General features: G+C 70.6%; 14 protein-coding genes. 8 read left to right on the top strand and 6 right to left on the bottom strand.

Annotation, left to right across the window (positions count from 1 at the left end):
• Nucleotides 1-151: 151 nt before the first annotated feature.
• On the top strand, nucleotides 152-721 hold the full coding sequence (locus tag I8N67_RS24705; protein ID WP_200305620.1) for an ATP-binding protein: 570 nt from the start codon (nucleotides 152-154) through the stop codon (nucleotides 719-721).
• 277 nt (nucleotides 722-998) lie between these two features.
• Here the strand turns inward: I8N67_RS24705 and I8N67_RS24700 are convergent, their stop codons facing one another.
• Nucleotides 999-1544, bottom strand: a complete 546-nt coding sequence (locus I8N67_RS24700) for a YbjN domain-containing protein (protein WP_200305618.1) — start codon at nucleotides 1542-1544, stop codon at nucleotides 999-1001.
• A gap of 209 nt (nucleotides 1545-1753) precedes the next feature.
• Nucleotides 1754-4402, bottom strand: coding sequence for an ATP-dependent chaperone ClpB (clpB, locus tag I8N67_RS24695; RefSeq protein WP_200305616.1), 2649 nt, complete (start codon nucleotides 4400-4402; stop codon nucleotides 1754-1756).
• Between the two features lie 150 nt (nucleotides 4403-4552).
• Here clpB and I8N67_RS24690 point away from each other — a divergent pair, with 150 nt between their 5' ends.
• Entirely contained in the window at nucleotides 4553-4966 is a 414-nt protein-coding gene (locus I8N67_RS24690; RefSeq protein WP_200305614.1) for a pyridoxamine 5'-phosphate oxidase family protein, read from the top strand.
• Nucleotides 4967-5163: 197 nt separating this feature from the next.
• On the opposite strand, the gene I8N67_RS24685 is transcribed toward I8N67_RS24690, so the two are convergent.
• Together I8N67_RS24685 and I8N67_RS24680 are read right to left on the bottom strand one after the other, a co-directional pair.
• A complete protein-coding gene (locus tag I8N67_RS24685; protein WP_200305611.1) occupies nucleotides 5164-5499 on the bottom strand; it encodes a Rieske (2Fe-2S) protein in 336 nt (111 codons plus the stop codon).
• Nucleotides 5500-5505: 6 nt separating this feature from the next.
• On the bottom strand, nucleotides 5506-5688 hold the full coding sequence (locus tag I8N67_RS24680; protein WP_200305695.1) for a hypothetical protein: 183 nt from the start codon (nucleotides 5686-5688) through the stop codon (nucleotides 5506-5508).
• 116 nt (nucleotides 5689-5804) lie between these two features.
• On the opposite strand from I8N67_RS24680, the gene I8N67_RS24675 reads away from it, so the two are divergent.
• Nucleotides 5805-6818, top strand: coding sequence for a helix-turn-helix transcriptional regulator (locus I8N67_RS24675; RefSeq protein WP_372443795.1), 1014 nt, complete (start codon nucleotides 5805-5807; stop codon nucleotides 6816-6818).
• A 27-nt stretch (nucleotides 6819-6845) separates the two neighbouring features.
• On the opposite strand, the gene I8N67_RS24670 is transcribed toward I8N67_RS24675, so the two are convergent.
• Nucleotides 6846-7925, bottom strand: coding sequence for a helix-turn-helix transcriptional regulator (locus tag I8N67_RS24670; protein WP_200305609.1), 1080 nt, complete (start codon nucleotides 7923-7925; stop codon nucleotides 6846-6848).
• A gap of 389 nt (nucleotides 7926-8314) precedes the next feature.
• Here I8N67_RS24670 and I8N67_RS24665 point away from each other — a divergent pair, with 389 nt between their 5' ends.
• The 3 genes from I8N67_RS24665 to I8N67_RS24655 are packed head-to-tail and all read left to right on the top strand — an operon-like array spanning nucleotide 8315 to nucleotide 11675.
• Nucleotides 8315-9859, top strand: a complete 1545-nt coding sequence (locus I8N67_RS24665) for a circularly permuted type 2 ATP-grasp protein (RefSeq protein WP_200305608.1) — start codon at nucleotides 8315-8317, stop codon at nucleotides 9857-9859.
• Nucleotides 9856-10791 carry an alpha-E domain-containing protein gene (locus tag I8N67_RS24660; protein WP_200305606.1) on the top strand — a complete coding sequence of 312 codons (936 nt, stop codon included), beginning with the start codon at nucleotides 9856-9858 and terminating at the stop codon, nucleotides 10789-10791. Before I8N67_RS24665 ends, I8N67_RS24660 begins: the two co-directional genes overlap by 4 nt.
• A gap of 8 nt (nucleotides 10792-10799) precedes the next feature.
• A complete protein-coding gene (locus I8N67_RS24655; RefSeq protein WP_200305691.1) occupies nucleotides 10800-11675 on the top strand; it encodes a transglutaminase family protein in 876 nt (291 codons plus the stop codon).
• 55 nt (nucleotides 11676-11730) lie between these two features.
• Here the strand turns inward: I8N67_RS24655 and I8N67_RS24650 are convergent, their stop codons facing one another.
• The gene (locus tag I8N67_RS24650) at nucleotides 11731-12885 is read right to left on the bottom strand and encodes a sugar ABC transporter substrate-binding protein (RefSeq protein ID WP_307835362.1); all 1155 of its coding nucleotides are present in this window, start codon (nucleotides 12883-12885) and stop codon (nucleotides 11731-11733) included.
• Nucleotides 12886-13231: 346 nt separating this feature from the next.
• Here I8N67_RS24650 and I8N67_RS24645 point away from each other — a divergent pair, with 346 nt between their 5' ends.
• Nucleotides 13232-13888 (top strand): formylglycine-generating enzyme family protein, encoded by a 657-nt coding sequence (locus I8N67_RS24645; RefSeq protein WP_234046230.1) that lies wholly within the window; start codon nucleotides 13232-13234, stop codon nucleotides 13886-13888.
• A 260-nt stretch (nucleotides 13889-14148) separates the two neighbouring features.
• On the top strand, nucleotides 14149-14371 hold a 223-nt coding region (locus I8N67_RS24640; protein WP_200305600.1), incomplete at its 3' end, for a hypothetical protein.

Below are 14371 nucleotides of genomic sequence, written 5' to 3'. Positions count from 1 at the left end.
GCCAAAGCGTCACTTCCGTTCCTTACGGCCTAAAAAATAAGGCTGTGTCACCTGTCGAGCGTAGGGCGATCGGACGACCCTTGGACACGGAACGTGACGATTGGTGTACGTCGCGGGACGCCTCAGCCCGACAGACAAGGACGGACAAGCCGTGCTGACAGGAACGATCAACCCGGGAGACGAGCCGCGGCCGGGCGCCGCGCCCCTTGTGGCGGAACCCGCCGCGCTCGCCGACAGGGGACGCGAACTCCCCGCACTCGCGGAGCAGTTCGTCTCCTCGCCGCGAGGTGCGCGGTTCGCGCGGCGGCTCGCCGTCCGGCGTATGGAGGAGTGGGGCTACCCGGCGGCGTCCGACGCGTCGTGCACGGTCGCCCTCGTCGTCGGCGAGCTCGCCGCGAACGCCGTGCGGCACGGACGGGTTCCCGGACGGGACTTCGGCCTCCGGCTCGCCCTCGACGCGGCCGCGGGCCTGGTTCGTGTCGAGGTCGCGGACGCCGCCTCCGGGAAGCGACCGCCCACGGCTCCGCCCTCGTCGCACCCCGAGGGCGAGTCCGGTCGCGGACTGCTCCTGGTGGACGCCCTGGCCGTGCGCTGGGGGGCGGGGCCTCGTCGACCCGTGGGCAAGACGGTATGGGCGGAGGTGCTGGTGCCCATCGAGCCACCTCGATGGCGGACCAGCGGCCCGGGTACGTCTGCTTCGACCGCGACAACGTCCGGATGACGCCGCACGGCCCGGCGGCCGGTACCGCGCTCGTCCCGCTGTGGAGGCCGCCACCCATTGCGTCGTGCTGTCGACGGCCCGGGCGCCGGGGGTGGCCGGGTGGCCTGGCCGGTCTCGCGAGGCTCTCCCGGTCGCACGGGCCGACGGTGGCGGTGCTCGCTGGTGCTGCCGGTCGCAGCGCCGCTCGCGTGGACGGCGAGAGCCCGGCCGTGGGGCGCCGGCGTGGTGGTCGGCGCCCTGGCCGGGCTCTCGTGCGTCTACGGGGACGACTGCTCGTCTACTCGTCGTCGCTGTCGGGCTTGTCGGTCTTCTCGTCCGCCTCGTCGACTTCCTCGGCCAGGCCGAGCTGCTCGACGAGCCACTTGTCGAACTCGATGGCGGCCCGCACCCAGCTGACCGTCGACGAGACGAAGTGCTCCAGGCTGACGCCCGTGCCGATCAGCAGCTGGGCCTCGCCGATGAGACGGACCGTACCGTCGTCGTGGGTGTGGCTGTAGACCTTGGGCCACAGGGTGCGACGGTTCCAGTCGTCGATGGACTCCAGCAGGGCCGGCTTCTCATCGATCTGGTGCGGGCGGTCGTAGAACGTGCGTACCGAGAAGACCTGCTGGTCACCCTCGCCACGGAACATGAAGTACGTACGGAATTCCTCCCACGGCGCCGCGAGGTCACCCTCGTCGTCGACGACGTACTTCAGCTCCATCTGGTCCAGGAGCTGCTTCACAAGGTCCTGATCCGGGACGACGGGGCCCGCCGGTCCACCCTGGGGCTGCGGCTCGGGCTGGCCCCCGAAGTTCGGAATCGAGGACGGGTCGATGGACATATCTGGAGACTCCTGCGGTCGTCTGGCTCGTCCGGCCATCGCTGGGACCAGACGCATACGTCCCACCCTCTCTCTCTTCGCCCCTGAGCGGCAACCTCCGCCACGGACAGGCTTCGCGCTGTGTGACGGATCAGCGACAAAGCGCCGTAATCCCGGCGCGGCCCCGGGGCACCTGCCCCAGGGGCCGCGACCAGGATGATCGCTCCGGGCTACAGCGTCTTGGCCGGAGGCTCCGGCGGGACGGGCGGGACGGGCGGGACCGGCCCCACGATCAGCCCCTCGCCCTCGCCGGACGTGTCGACGCGGACCGTGTCGCCGTCCTTCACCTCGCCGGAGAGGATCTTCTTGGCGAGGCGGTCGCCGATGGCGGTCTGGACGAGGCGGCGCAGGGGGCGGGCGCCGTAGGCCGGGTCGTTGCCCTCGTCGGCCAGCCAGGTGAGGGCCTCGGGGGTGACGTCGAGGGTCAGGCGGCGGTCGGCGAGGCGCTTGGCCAGGCGGTCGAGCTGGAGGCGGGCGATGCGCTCCAGCTCCGCCTTGTCCAGCGCGGAGAAGACGACGAGGTCGTCCAGGCGGTTGAGGAACTCCGGCTTGAAGGAGGCCCGGACCACTTCGAGGACCTGCTGCTTCTTCTCCGTCTCACTGGTGACCGGGTCCACCAGATACTGGCTGCCCAGGTTCGACGTGAGAATCAGGATCGTGTTGCGGAAGTCGACCGTCCGGCCCTGACCGTCGGTGAGTCGGCCGTCGTCCAGGACCTGGAGGAGGATGTCGAAGACCTCCGGGTGGGCCTTCTCCACCTCGTCCAGGAGCACCACGCTGTACGGCCTGCGCCGTACGGACTCGGTGAGCTGGCCGCCCTCCTCGTAGCCGATGTAGCCCGGCGGGGCACCGACCAGCCGGGCCACGCTGTGCTTCTCGCCGTACTCCGACATGTCGATGCGGATCATGGCCCGCTCGTCGTCGAAGAGGAAGTCGGCCAGCGCCTTCGCGAGTTCCGTCTTGCCGACGCCCGTCGGGCCGAGGAAGAGGAAGGAGCCGGTGGGGCGGTCGGGGTCGGAGATGCCGGCGCGGGAGCGTCGTACGGCGTCGGAGACGGCCCGCACGGCCTCGCTCTGGCCGATCAGACGGCGGCCCAGCTCGTCCTCCATACGGAGCAGCTTCTGGGTCTCGCCCTCCAGGAGGCGGCCCGCCGGGATGCCGGTCCAGGAGGCGACGACGTCCGCGATGTCGTCGGCGCCGACCTCGTCCTTGACCATGGTGTTCTTGGACGCCGCGGCCTCCTCCTCGGCCTCGGAGGCCTCCTCCAACGCCCGCTCCAGCGTGGGGATCTCGCCGTAGAGGAGCTTGGAGGCAGTGTCGAAGTCGCCGTCGCGCTGGGCGCGTTCGGCCTGGCCGCGCAACTCGTCGAGCTTCTCCTTCAGTTCACCGACGGCGTTGAGGGACTGCTTCTCCTTCTCCCAGCGGGCGGTGAGGCCCCGCAGCTCCTCCTCCTTGTTGGCGAGGTCGCGGCGCAGCTTCTCCAGGCGATCGCGGGAGGCGGCGTCGGTCTCCTTGTCGAGGGCCATCTCCTCCATGCGGAGCCGGTCCACGGACCGCTGGAGCTCGTCGATCTCGACGGGCGAGGAGTCGATCTCCATGCGCAGCCGGGAGGCCGACTCGTCGACGAGGTCGATGGCCTTGTCGGGCAGGAAGCGGGAGGTGATGTACCGGTCGGAGAGGGTGGCGGCGGCGACCAGCGCCGCGTCCGCGATCACGACCTTGTGGTGGGCCTCGTAGCGGCCCTTGAGGCCGCGCAGGATGGCGATGGTGTCCTCGACGGTCGGCTCGGCGACCAGCACCTGCTGGAAGCGGCGCTCCAGCGCCGGGTCCTTCTCGATGCGCTCGCGGTACTCGTCGAGGGTGGTGGCGCCGACCATGCGCAGCTCACCGCGGGCCAGCATCGGCTTCAGCATGTTGCCGGCGTCCATGGCGGAGTCGCCGCCCGCGCCCGCGCCGACGACGGTGTGCAGCTCGTCGATGAAGGTGACGATCTGCCCGTCGGAGTTCTTGATCTCCGCGAGGACCGTCTTCAGCCGCTCCTCGAACTCGCCCCGGTACTTGGCCCCGGCGACCATGGCGCCGAGGTCCAGCGCGACGAGCCGCTTGTTCTTCAGGGACTCGGGCACGTCACCCTTGATGATCCGCTGGGCGAGGCCCTCGACGACGGCGGTCTTGCCGACGCCGGGCTCGCCGATGAGGACCGGGTTGTTCTTCGTACGGCGGGACAGCACCTGCACGACGCGCCGGATCTCCTGGTCCCGGCCGATGACCGGGTCGAGCTTGCCCTCGCGCGCGGCGGCGGTGAAGTCGGTGCCGAACTTCTCCAGGGCCTTGTACGACCCCTCCGGATCGGCTGTGGTCACCCGACGTCCTCCCCTGGCCTTCTGGAACGCCTCCTGCAACTTCCTGGCGTCCGCCCCCTGCCGGGAGAGTACGTCCCCGGCCTGTCCGCCCTTCGCGGCGATCCCGATGAGGAGGTGCTCGGTGGAGACGTACTCGTCCCCGAGCTCCTTCGCCTTGGCCTGGGCCTCGGCGACCACGCTCAGCAGTTCGCGGTTGGGCTGGGGCGGCGACACGGTGGACCCGGTCACGCTGGGCAGCGCGGCCACGATCTTCTCGGCGCCGAGGCGTACGGCCGCCTGGTCGGCGTCGACCGCGGCGAGCAGGTCGGTGATGTTCTCGCTCGCCTCCCCGGCCTGCCCCTGGAGCAGAGCCAGCAGCAGGTGGGCAGGGGTGAAGTCCGGGTTCCCCTCGGACACGGCCCGGGTGCTGGCCGCGTTGATCGCGTCCCGGCTCCTGTTGGTCAGCTCGGCGTCCACGTTCGCGCTTCCCTCCTTGCGTCAGTCGTCGGTCATGGTGACTTGGGCAACGTGCATAAAGTTGAGTCTATTCCACTCAAGATGGAGTGGGGAGGCATACCGGGAACCGCGTTGACCGCGTACGTGGCATCACCGCTAGATTCCAGGACCGTGAGCACACACCGAGTGGACCCGGGTGACCCGGACGCCGAGTATCTCCGCTTCTGGCAGGAGCGCCATCTCTGCACACTGACCACCCTCCGCGCCGACGGCAGCCCCCATGTGGTGCCGGTCGGGGTTACATACGATCCCGGGGCGCGGCTCGCTCGGGTGATCACCTTCACGACGAGCCTGAAGGCACGGAATGTGCGCGCGGCCGGGGCGGAGGGCGCCCGGGTCGCCGTATGTCAGGTGGAGGGCGGGCGCTGGGCGACGCTGGAGGGGCGCGCGTTCGTCCACGAGGACCGGGAGCGGGTCGCGGAGGCGGAGCGGCGGTACGCGGAGCGGTACGGCAGGGAGCCTCGGCCGAACCCGGCCCGGGTGGTCATAGAGATCGGACTGACGGCGGCGCTGGGACGCGGCTGACGGTCACCGACCGCTTCCGGTTGGCCTTTTTTCGGACAGAGGAGAGGGCGGGAGGGGGCAGGTCGGCCTATGCCCATACCGGTGGCCATCCTGAAATGTCCCCCAAAGCCTGCAGCGGCGTCACCGTGTTCAGGTCACGGTGACGCCGCTGCTGGGGGGGAAGCGCCTGAGCGATTTGAAACGACGGGGGAATCGCTTCAGGCACTGCGGGGGGTGGCTGAGACGGCCCTGGAGGCCTGGGTCTCCGGCTCGGGGAGCCGGTGGTCGCGCTGGTCGAGATTGACGAAGACCATCCCGTACCGAACGGCACACCGCACTGGCTGCGGCGCGCCGCGCGGACGCCGCAGACACCGGTACGCCCGGATGTCCTCGTCCTCGTCCCGGGTCACCACCACCGGCTCACCGAACACGGTCACCATCAACGAGTCACCGCTGTGGGGGATGGCGGTGGCCAGGTCGATGAAGTGCCAACCGGAGCGGTAGGCGGTGGCCATTTCGCGTCGGAAGGATCGGTCGTCGGGAGGAGTCGTCATGTCAGTTCAGTCCCAGACGCTGTCTTGTTCGCCGGTCTCCCCGGTGCCACTGGCATCCGCTGCCGCGATGGCCGTCGTCACCTCGTCACCGTTCGCCGGGCGATCACCGCTCTCCGCACCGGAAAGGCCGCTCAGCGCCCCGAGAGCCACAACGGTGGAGAAGGCGGCGACAAGCACCGAGCGAAGCATTCTGTTACGCATAGTCGGCTTCGTCCTCACTTGAAGGTCCCCTCTTCCCCCGTCGGGTATGACGATGACTCATTCGGGCACGTCATGGCCACATAATCGATGCATCATGTTCCTGCATGTTCAGGACCCTGGGGGGTAGAGATTTGGTGACAAACCGAACTAAAGCGACGCATCCCCATCCAGTGACCGAGCTGTGCGAGGAAGGCGGACGCCTCTACGCGAACGCCCTGCGGACGGGACGTATAGCTCGCACGGACGTGGAGTCCGTGCCCTGCCTGATGGAGTTCGCGCTCCTTCATCCCGACCCTGACGACACCGGCTGGCTGCGCCCCGTCGCCCCCCTGGTCGCCCTGGCTCAGCGGCTCACCCCCATAGAGCGCGAGATCAGCGAGCGCCGACGGCTGTCGGTCGAGCTCTCCGATGCCTTCGAACCCTTCATGGCACTCACCGCCCAGGGGTCGTCGCCCACCCACTCGATCACAGTCCTGGAAGGCCTGGACCGCATCAACACGGCACTCGATCTGGCCACGGCCGAGTGCCAGACCGAGATGCTCACCGTCCAGCCGAGCGGCCGCCGCCGCCCCGACCAGCGGCTCATCGAGGGACTGGAGCGCGACCGGCCGCTGATCGAACGCGGGGTGCGGCTGCGCACCCTGTACCAGCACACCGCCCGGTACAGCCCGGAGCGACTGGCGTACATCGACCAGATCGGCGACGGCAAGGTGGAGATCCGCACGATCGACGAGCTCGTCGAGCGGCTGATCATCTGCGACGAGACCGTCGCCTTCATCCCCGTCCGGGACGACCGGCAAGTCGCTCTGGAGCTGCGCCACCCCGGCCTCGTCCGTTACCTGGTCAAGGTCTTCGAGTTCATGTGGGGCCGGTCGGTCCCGCTGAACGCCGGCGCCCCCTACGAAACCGCCCCCGACGGCATCACCGACATCCAGCACTCCATCGCCAAGCTCCTCATCGAGGGCCACGTAGACGAGGCCATCGCCCGTCGCCTCGGCATGAACGTACGCACCTGCCGCGCCCACATAGCCAAGCTGGCGACGTCGCTCGGCAGCGGTAGCAGGGCCCAACTCGGCTACCTCATAGCCCAGTCGGGGATTCTGAACCAGGAGGAATGACGCGGAGGCGGGCGCGGCTCGGTTGTCTCATCGGGGGGTCGGGGATTCCGGAGCGCGAACCGGAGCCGGAGCCGGAGCGGTAGGCGCCGGGGAGGACAGGGCGGCCAGGTCGTCCGGGGTCGACGGGCGGGGTGGGCCGTCGAGGCCGGCCTGGGCTATGCGGACGCCCAGCTGCGTACGGCTGGCGGCGCCGAGGCGCTCGGAGAGGCGGGCGATGTGGGCCCGGCAGGTGCGGACGCTGATGCCGAGCCGTTCGGCGACCACCGCGTCCTGATGGCCCTCGGCGAGCATCGCGGCGATGGAACGCTCCCGATGGGTGATGCCGGTGATGCCGGTCGACGGGAGGGGCGCGGCCAGCGGGATGCCGAGGCGCCAGAGCCGTTCGAAGACGGTGACCAGGTAGTCGACGAGGGCCGGGTGGCGGATCTCCAGGGCCATGGTCCGGTCGCTGTTGGCGGGGATGAAGGCCACCGTGCGGTCGAAGACGATGAGGCGTTCGACGACCTCGTCCAGGGTGCGGGCCTGCGTCGCGCCGCCCATCAGCTCCATGTAGTTGTGCAGGCCCTGCCCGTGGCGGGCCACATGCGTGTACAGGTCCCGCATGCGCACCCCCCGGCGGCACATCGCCATCGCCCGGTGCAGCCCCTCGCGCAGCTCGTCCTCGCGCCGGATGCCGCCGGGCTGGACGGTCAGTACCTCCGTGGTGCAGCGGTCGGTGGCCTCGTCGATCGCCGCCCGGATGCGGGACAGCCCGTCGAGCACCCGGATCGCCGTGCTGTCCGTCGGCTTCAGGGCCCGGGAGCCGCCGAGGCCCGCGTACCACTCGACGGCGTCGACCGCCGCGCCCATCCGGGCCTGACTGGCGCTGACCTCCGCGTGGACGCCGCGCAGCAGCCGGGTCATGACCTCCTGCGGGGAGGTGGGCACCAGCCAGCCCATGTCGTCGGGGTCGGGGTGCAGCAGGGCGAGTTCGACCAGGCAGGGCACGGTGTCGGCGTCCTCGCGCGGGACGCGGCCCCGCCGTACGGCTCTGGAGTACAAGCGGTCCCCGGCCGCGCAGAGCCGGTCGGCGCCATGCGGATGCTCCTCGGTCACGTGCCCGGCCATCACCCAATTCACCCCCGGTTCCAGCCTGTTCGCAGCGCAACTATGCGCGGCCCGCACCGGCTCCGCAACACGACCGCACCATCTCTTCGTCCCTGTTCGACCCGTTGTGATCGGATACCTTCACCCCTCAGGCAGTTCGCTTTGCAACAAGCTGAAGATGGCGGCGGAACGCGGGTCCTGTGCAGGGTGGGTGAAGCTGATCGGGGTCGATCACCGGGTGGAGTACAGGGCCGAAGTGCGCGGATCGGCCGAACCGCTGAGCGGACCCCTCCGCTCCCCCGCCGGGCCGTACTTCAAACCCTCCGTTTCCCCAGGTCGCCGCCGTCCCCGCAAGCTGCCGGAAATGCCGTCGTGACCAGGCCGTTACGGGTCGCGCTTACCGTCGGGCCATGGCGGACATATTTGACGCGTACGCGTTGGCCGACGCGTGGGACGAGATGTTTGAGCGGCCGGGGGAGGTCAGGGCCGCCTATGAGCCGGTCCTGGCGGCTCTCCAGCCCATCGAGCCCGCCGAACTGCGGTTCAGGGCGGACCAGATGGCGCGGGCCTTCACCGACCGGGGCGTGACGTACGCGTTCGCGGGCGAGGAGAGACCATGGCCGCTGGACCTGGTGCCACGGATTCTGGACGCGCTGGAGTGGGACCTCATCCAGCGCGGGGTCGCCCAGCGCGTACGGGCGCTGGAGGCGTACCTCGCCGACGCCTACGGGCCGTGCCGGGCGTTCGAGGACGGGGTCGTGCCGTGGCGGCTGCTGCTCAACTCCCCGCACTTCCACCGGGCCGCGCACGGGGTGGAGCCTCCCGGCGGGGTCCGTATCCATGTCGCCGGCATCGATCTGGTCCGGGACGAGGCGGGCGACTTCCGGGTGCTGGAGGACAACGTCCGGGTGCCGTCCGGGGTCTCGTACGTCATCGAGAACCGGCGGGCGATGACGCGGGTGCTCCCGTCGCTCTTCGCGGAGCAGCACGTCGTGCCCGTCGACGGCTACGCGCAGAAGCTGCTGGCCGCGCTCAGGGCCGCCGCGCCCGGCTCCATCGGTGACCCGCGCGTCGTCGTCCTCACCCCGGGCCCCAGCAACGCCGCCTACTTCGAACACGCCCTGCTGGCCCGTCTGATGGGCGTCCAGCTGGTCGAGGGCCACGACCTGGTCTGCCGGGGCAACCGGGTGTGGATGCGGACCACACGCGGGGAGATGCCGGTCCATGTCGTATACCGGCGGCTCGACGACGACTTCCTCGATCCGCTCCACTTCCGGCCCGACTCGGTGATCGGCTGCCCGGGCATCATGGGCGCCGCCATGGCCGGCAACGTCACGCTGGCGAACGCCGTGGGCAACGGCATCGCGGACGACAAGCTCCTCTACACGTACGTCCCGGATCTCATCCGCTACTACCTCTCCGAGGAACCGATTCTGCCGAACGTCGAGTCCTTCCGGCCGGACGAGCCCGGACAGTTGGAGGCCGTGCTCGACCAGATCGACCAGCTGGTGATCAAACCGGTCGACGGGGCCGGCGGGCAGGGCATCGTCATCGGGCCGAAGGCCGACCGGGAGACACTGGAGCGCACCCGGCAGGCCGTGGCCGCCGACCCGCGCGGCTGGATCGCGCAGCGGCCGGTCGCCCTGTCCACCTCCCCCACCCTCGCGGGCGAACGCATGGCCCCGCGCCACATCGACCTGCGGCCCTTCGCCGTGAACGACGGCGACGAGGTGTGGGTCCTGCCCGGCGGACTGACCCGGGTCGCCCTCCAGGAGGGCAACCTCATCGTCAACTCCAGCCAGGGCGGCGGCTCCAAGGACACCTGGGTGCTCGCCGAGGGACCCGCCGAGCAGCCGTCCGAGGAGGTCGGCGGCCCCTTGCTGGAGAAGGCGCCGCGCCAGCTCGGGCCCGACGGCGCCGGCACCGTCGTACAGGAAGGGGCGCAACAACAGTGAACGACGTGATCCTCTCCCGGATAGCCGAGGCCCTGACCTGGACGGGGCGGTACGTGGAGCGGGCCGACGCCACCGGCCGCATCCTCGACGCCTACCTCCACCGCCTCCTCGAAGACCCCTGGCGCGACGAGGACGTGGCCTGCCGCTCGCTGTACGCGATCCTCGGCGTGGACGCGCCCGACCAGCACTGCGACATGCAGCAGGTGCTGGACCAGCTGGCCTTCGACGCCCGCTCGACGGGCTCCATCGAGGGCGCGCTCGGGGCGGCCCGCCTCAACGCCCGCAGCGCCCGCGAGGCCGTCTCCTCCGAGATGTGGGAGTGCCTGAACTCCACCTGGCACGCCCTCGCCGACCAGCGGACGGCCGCCCGCCGCACCGGCGGCCCGTACGCCTATCTGGAGCTGGTACGACGCCGGGCGGCGCTTTTCTTCGGCCTCGCCGACTCGACGATGAGCCGCGACGACAGCTGGCGTTTCGTCGTCCTCGGCCGCAGCCTGGAGCGCGTGGACATGACCGTACGGCTGCTGTCCGTGCGCGTCCTCGACGCGGCGCACGCGCCCGACTGGCCGACCCTGCTGAGCGCCAGCGGCGCCGACGAGGCGTACGCGCGCGTGCACGGCGGCTTCGGCGACAGTCCGAAGGTGGCCGAGTTCCTGCTGCTCGACCGGGCCTTCCCGCGCTCGGCGCTGCACGCGCTGACCACGGCCGAGGAGTGCCTGGCCGCGCTCGGCCGCCCCCGCCAGGACCCGGCCCGCCGCCCGATCGGTGCCCTGCGCACCCACCTCGAATATCTCGACTCCGAGGCCCTGGAAGCCGGACTGCCCGTACTGCTGCGGGACCTGCAGCAGGCGTGCATGGCCTCGGCGGAGGCGGTGGCCGAGAAGTTCTTCCCGTACCAGGGCCCCGTCGAGTGGGCCCAGGAAGGCGCGTGAGCAGCACCATGACATCCCCGACCCCGACCCCGGCCACGAGGGCGACCCGGCGCCTGCGCATCCGGCACATCACCCGCGTCGCCTACGCCCAGCCCGCGGCCTCCTCGCACAACGAGGTCCGCATGACCCCGCTGACCCTCCCCCACCAGACCACGCTGGACGCCCGCGTGCTGGTGAACCCCTCGACGCCGACCTGGTCGTACTGGGACTACTGGGGCACCCAGGTCACCGGCTTCGACCTCATCGACCCCCACTCCGACCTGACGATCACCGCGTCCAGCCTGGTGGAGACATCACCGCCGGAGCCGCTGCCGCACGCGCCCGCCTGGGCGGAGGTCACCTCGGCGACCGCCGGCTCCCGCCTCCTGGAGTACCTGACCGCGACCGGCCGTACGGCGGTCCCGGCCGAGCTGGTCGAGCGGGCGCGGGCGGTGGCCGCCGGGCTCGACCTGCACGAGACGGCGGTCGCGGTGTCGTCGATGGTCGCCGACCATGTGGCGTACGTGCCGGGCGCCACCGGCGTGCACACCAGCGCGACCGAGGCGTGGGAGCAGGGGGCGGGCGTCTGCCAGGACATCGCCCACCTCACCCTCGGCATGCTGCGCGCCCTCGGCCTGCCCACCCGCTACGTCTCCGGCTACCTCCACCCCGAGCGCGAGGCCGAACTCCACCGGCCCGTCGCCGGGCAGAGCCACGCGTGGATCGAGTACTGGGCGGGCGACTGGACCGGCTACGACCCCACCAACCGCGTCCCCGCCGACGAGTCCCACGTCGTCGTGGGCCGCGGCCGCGACTACGACGACGTGACCCCGCACAAGGGCATCTACCGGGGGGTGGCCGGGGGGCCGCCGGAGGTGACGATCGAGTTCACGCGGGTGGCGTGAGGGGGCCGAAGCCGGGGGCCGGCCGAGCCGGCCCGGACCGGTCCCGCCGGACCCGCTAGTTCAGGTCGATCGCGTCGCAGTCCGCCTTGAAGTCGCTCGTGCAGATCTGCTTGACGGTGTAGATGCCGTCCTGGATGACCGTGTCCTCGATGTTCTTCCTGGTCAGCGCGATCGGGGGCACCAACTGGGCGGGGATGTTCTTGGTGGTCGGGGAGTCGATGCTGTCGGTGGTGAGGGCGTCGAACTCGATGGAGCGGCCCTGGACCTTGGCGACGGCCATCTCGGCGGCGGCGCTCGCCTGCAGCGGGAAGGACTTGTACACCGTCATGTACTGGTCGCCCGAGACGATCCGCTGCACCGCGTCCAGGTCGGCGTCCTGCCCGGTGACCGGCGGCACCTTGGCGACCCCGGCGGTCTTCAGCACGTCGATGACGGCACCGGCGATGCCGTCGTTGGCGGCGTAGACGGCGTCGATGTTGTCGATGCCGAGCTTGGCGACGGCCTTCTCCATGTTGACCTTGGCGACGGCCGGGTCCCAGTCCTTGGTGTCGTACGTCTCGGAGATCGTCACCTTGTCCTGGAGCTCGGAGAGGGCGCCCTCCTTGAACATGGCGGCGTTCGGGTCGGTGGTCGACCCGTTCATCATGACGATCTTGTTGGCGGCGCTGTCACCCAGGTCCTCGACCAGCGAGCGGCCCTGCACCTGCCCCACGAGCTGGTTGTCGAAGGAGACATAGCCGTCGATCGGGCCCTGGGCCAGCCGGTCGTAGGCGATGACGGGGACGCCCGCGTCGTGCGCCGTCTGCACGGCGGGCTCGATGGTCTTGGAGTCGACGGCGTCGACGATGATGATGTCGACCTTGTCCTCCACCATCTGCTCCATCTGGCGGTTCTGGGTCTCCTGGTCCTTCTCCGCGTTGGCGTACTCGGTGACACCCTTGTTGTCGGTCAGCTCGGCGATCTTCTTCTTGATGTTGGGGTAGTCGAACTGCTCGTACCGCTTGGTGTCCTTGTCGGGGAACAGCACACCCACCGTGATGTCGTCACCCTTCGTGGGGCTCGCCTCGACGCTGTCCCCGACGTCCACGACCCCGCAGGCGGCGAGGGAGACCGCCGCGGCGGAGGCGGCGAGGGAGACGGCGGTGCGACGCAGTGCGGTGTGACGACGTATACGGATGCTGGGGGTGTAGCCGGTGGTACGGGGGTTCACATCAAGGGCCTTCCGGGCGTGGGTGCAGGCACTGCGACCCAGGTGGCTGAAAGCCAACGCGGTGACCACCTCAGCGTCAAGGAGTAATCACTTAACGAGATGACAACAGCCTGGTGTGGTCTCGGTCTGAAGAGGGTAGAGCAACGGCCCCTCTGTGTCGCCGCGCGACCGTCACGTGACACGAGTCGACGGCTGCCGCCGGGAGCCCCCCAGGGCGAACGGCCGCCGTACGGCCGCCAGTTGGGGCAGTTGAGGCAGTTGTGCCGCACGCCACCCGTGGCCGGGTTCCTCGTGTACGGCGTGCCAGGTCAGCGGGGTGGCTAGGCTCCCTCGGATGGACGCGGACATGACGACAGCGACCGGGATGATCAACGTTCCCGGGGGTTCGGTGACCCTTTCCGACCGACGGACCGACCACAGGTGGGTGGTGGACCTCACTCCGTACCGCCTCGCCGCCCAGACGGTCACCCGCGAGGCGTACGACCGCGTACTGGGCCTGCCGCCGCCCTCCGACCGGTTACCCAGCGTGAACATTTCATGGTGGGACGCGGTCCGCTTCTGCAACGCGCTCTCGGCGTCGGCGGGGCTGACCCCCGTATACGAACTGAACGGTGAGGAGACGGCCGAACGCCTCCCCGGCGCCGACGGCTACCGCCTGCCCACCGAGGCGGAGTGGGAGCACGCCTGCCGCGCGGGGACGACCGGCCCCCGCTACGGCCCCCTCGACGACATCGCCTGGCACCGCGCCAACTCCGCCGACCGCCTCCACGAGTCCGGCACCAGACGCCCCAACCCCTGGGGCCTGCACGACATGCTCGGCAACGTCTGGGAGTGGTGCTGGGACCTCTACGACCCCGACGTCTACGGCACCTACCGGGTCCTGCGCGGCGGGGGCTGGTTCGACGAGCACTGGAGCTGCCGGGCGTCGGTACGGCGCCGTAGCCATCCGACGTTCCGGGTGGACGACGTGGGGTTCAGGGTGGCGCGGTCGGGGGCGGGGTGAGGGGGACGACTGCGGGGACGGATGAGGGAGCGGCTGAGGGGGCGGCTGAGGGGGCCGGCTGAGGGGGCCGGCTGAGGGGGCCTATCTGCCGCGCCGGTTGGGGTCCGGGCCGGCGCTCGGCCCTTGCTGCGGGGCCGGGCGGGCGGGGCCCGTGCGGCGTGCCTGGCCGGGGGCTTGGGGGGTGGCTTGGGGGGTGGTGGGGGTGCCGCCGGGGTTGGGGGTGCTGCGGGAACGGGCGGCGGCGGCTGTGGGGGATGTCGGTGGTGCTGTCTGCGGTGCTGACGGTGGTGCTGTCTGCGGTGCTCTCGGTGGTGCTGACGTCGGCGGCTGTGTGGTCGAGGCCGACGCCGGAGGAGATGTCTGGGGAGCCGCTGAGGGAGCTGCCGAGGGCGATGCGGACGGCGGTGTCGGCGCAGGCGGCACTGGCGACGCTGGCGACGCTGGCGGCACTGGCGGCACTGGCGACGCTGGCGACGCCGTCGG

The organism is Streptomyces adelaidensis (assembly GCF_016598475.1).
Classification (GTDB): domain Bacteria; phylum Actinomycetota; class Actinomycetes; order Streptomycetales; family Streptomycetaceae; genus Streptomyces; species Streptomyces adelaidensis.
Note: the sequence above shows the minus strand (reverse complement) of the source record. Positions and strands in the feature narration are given on the sequence as shown.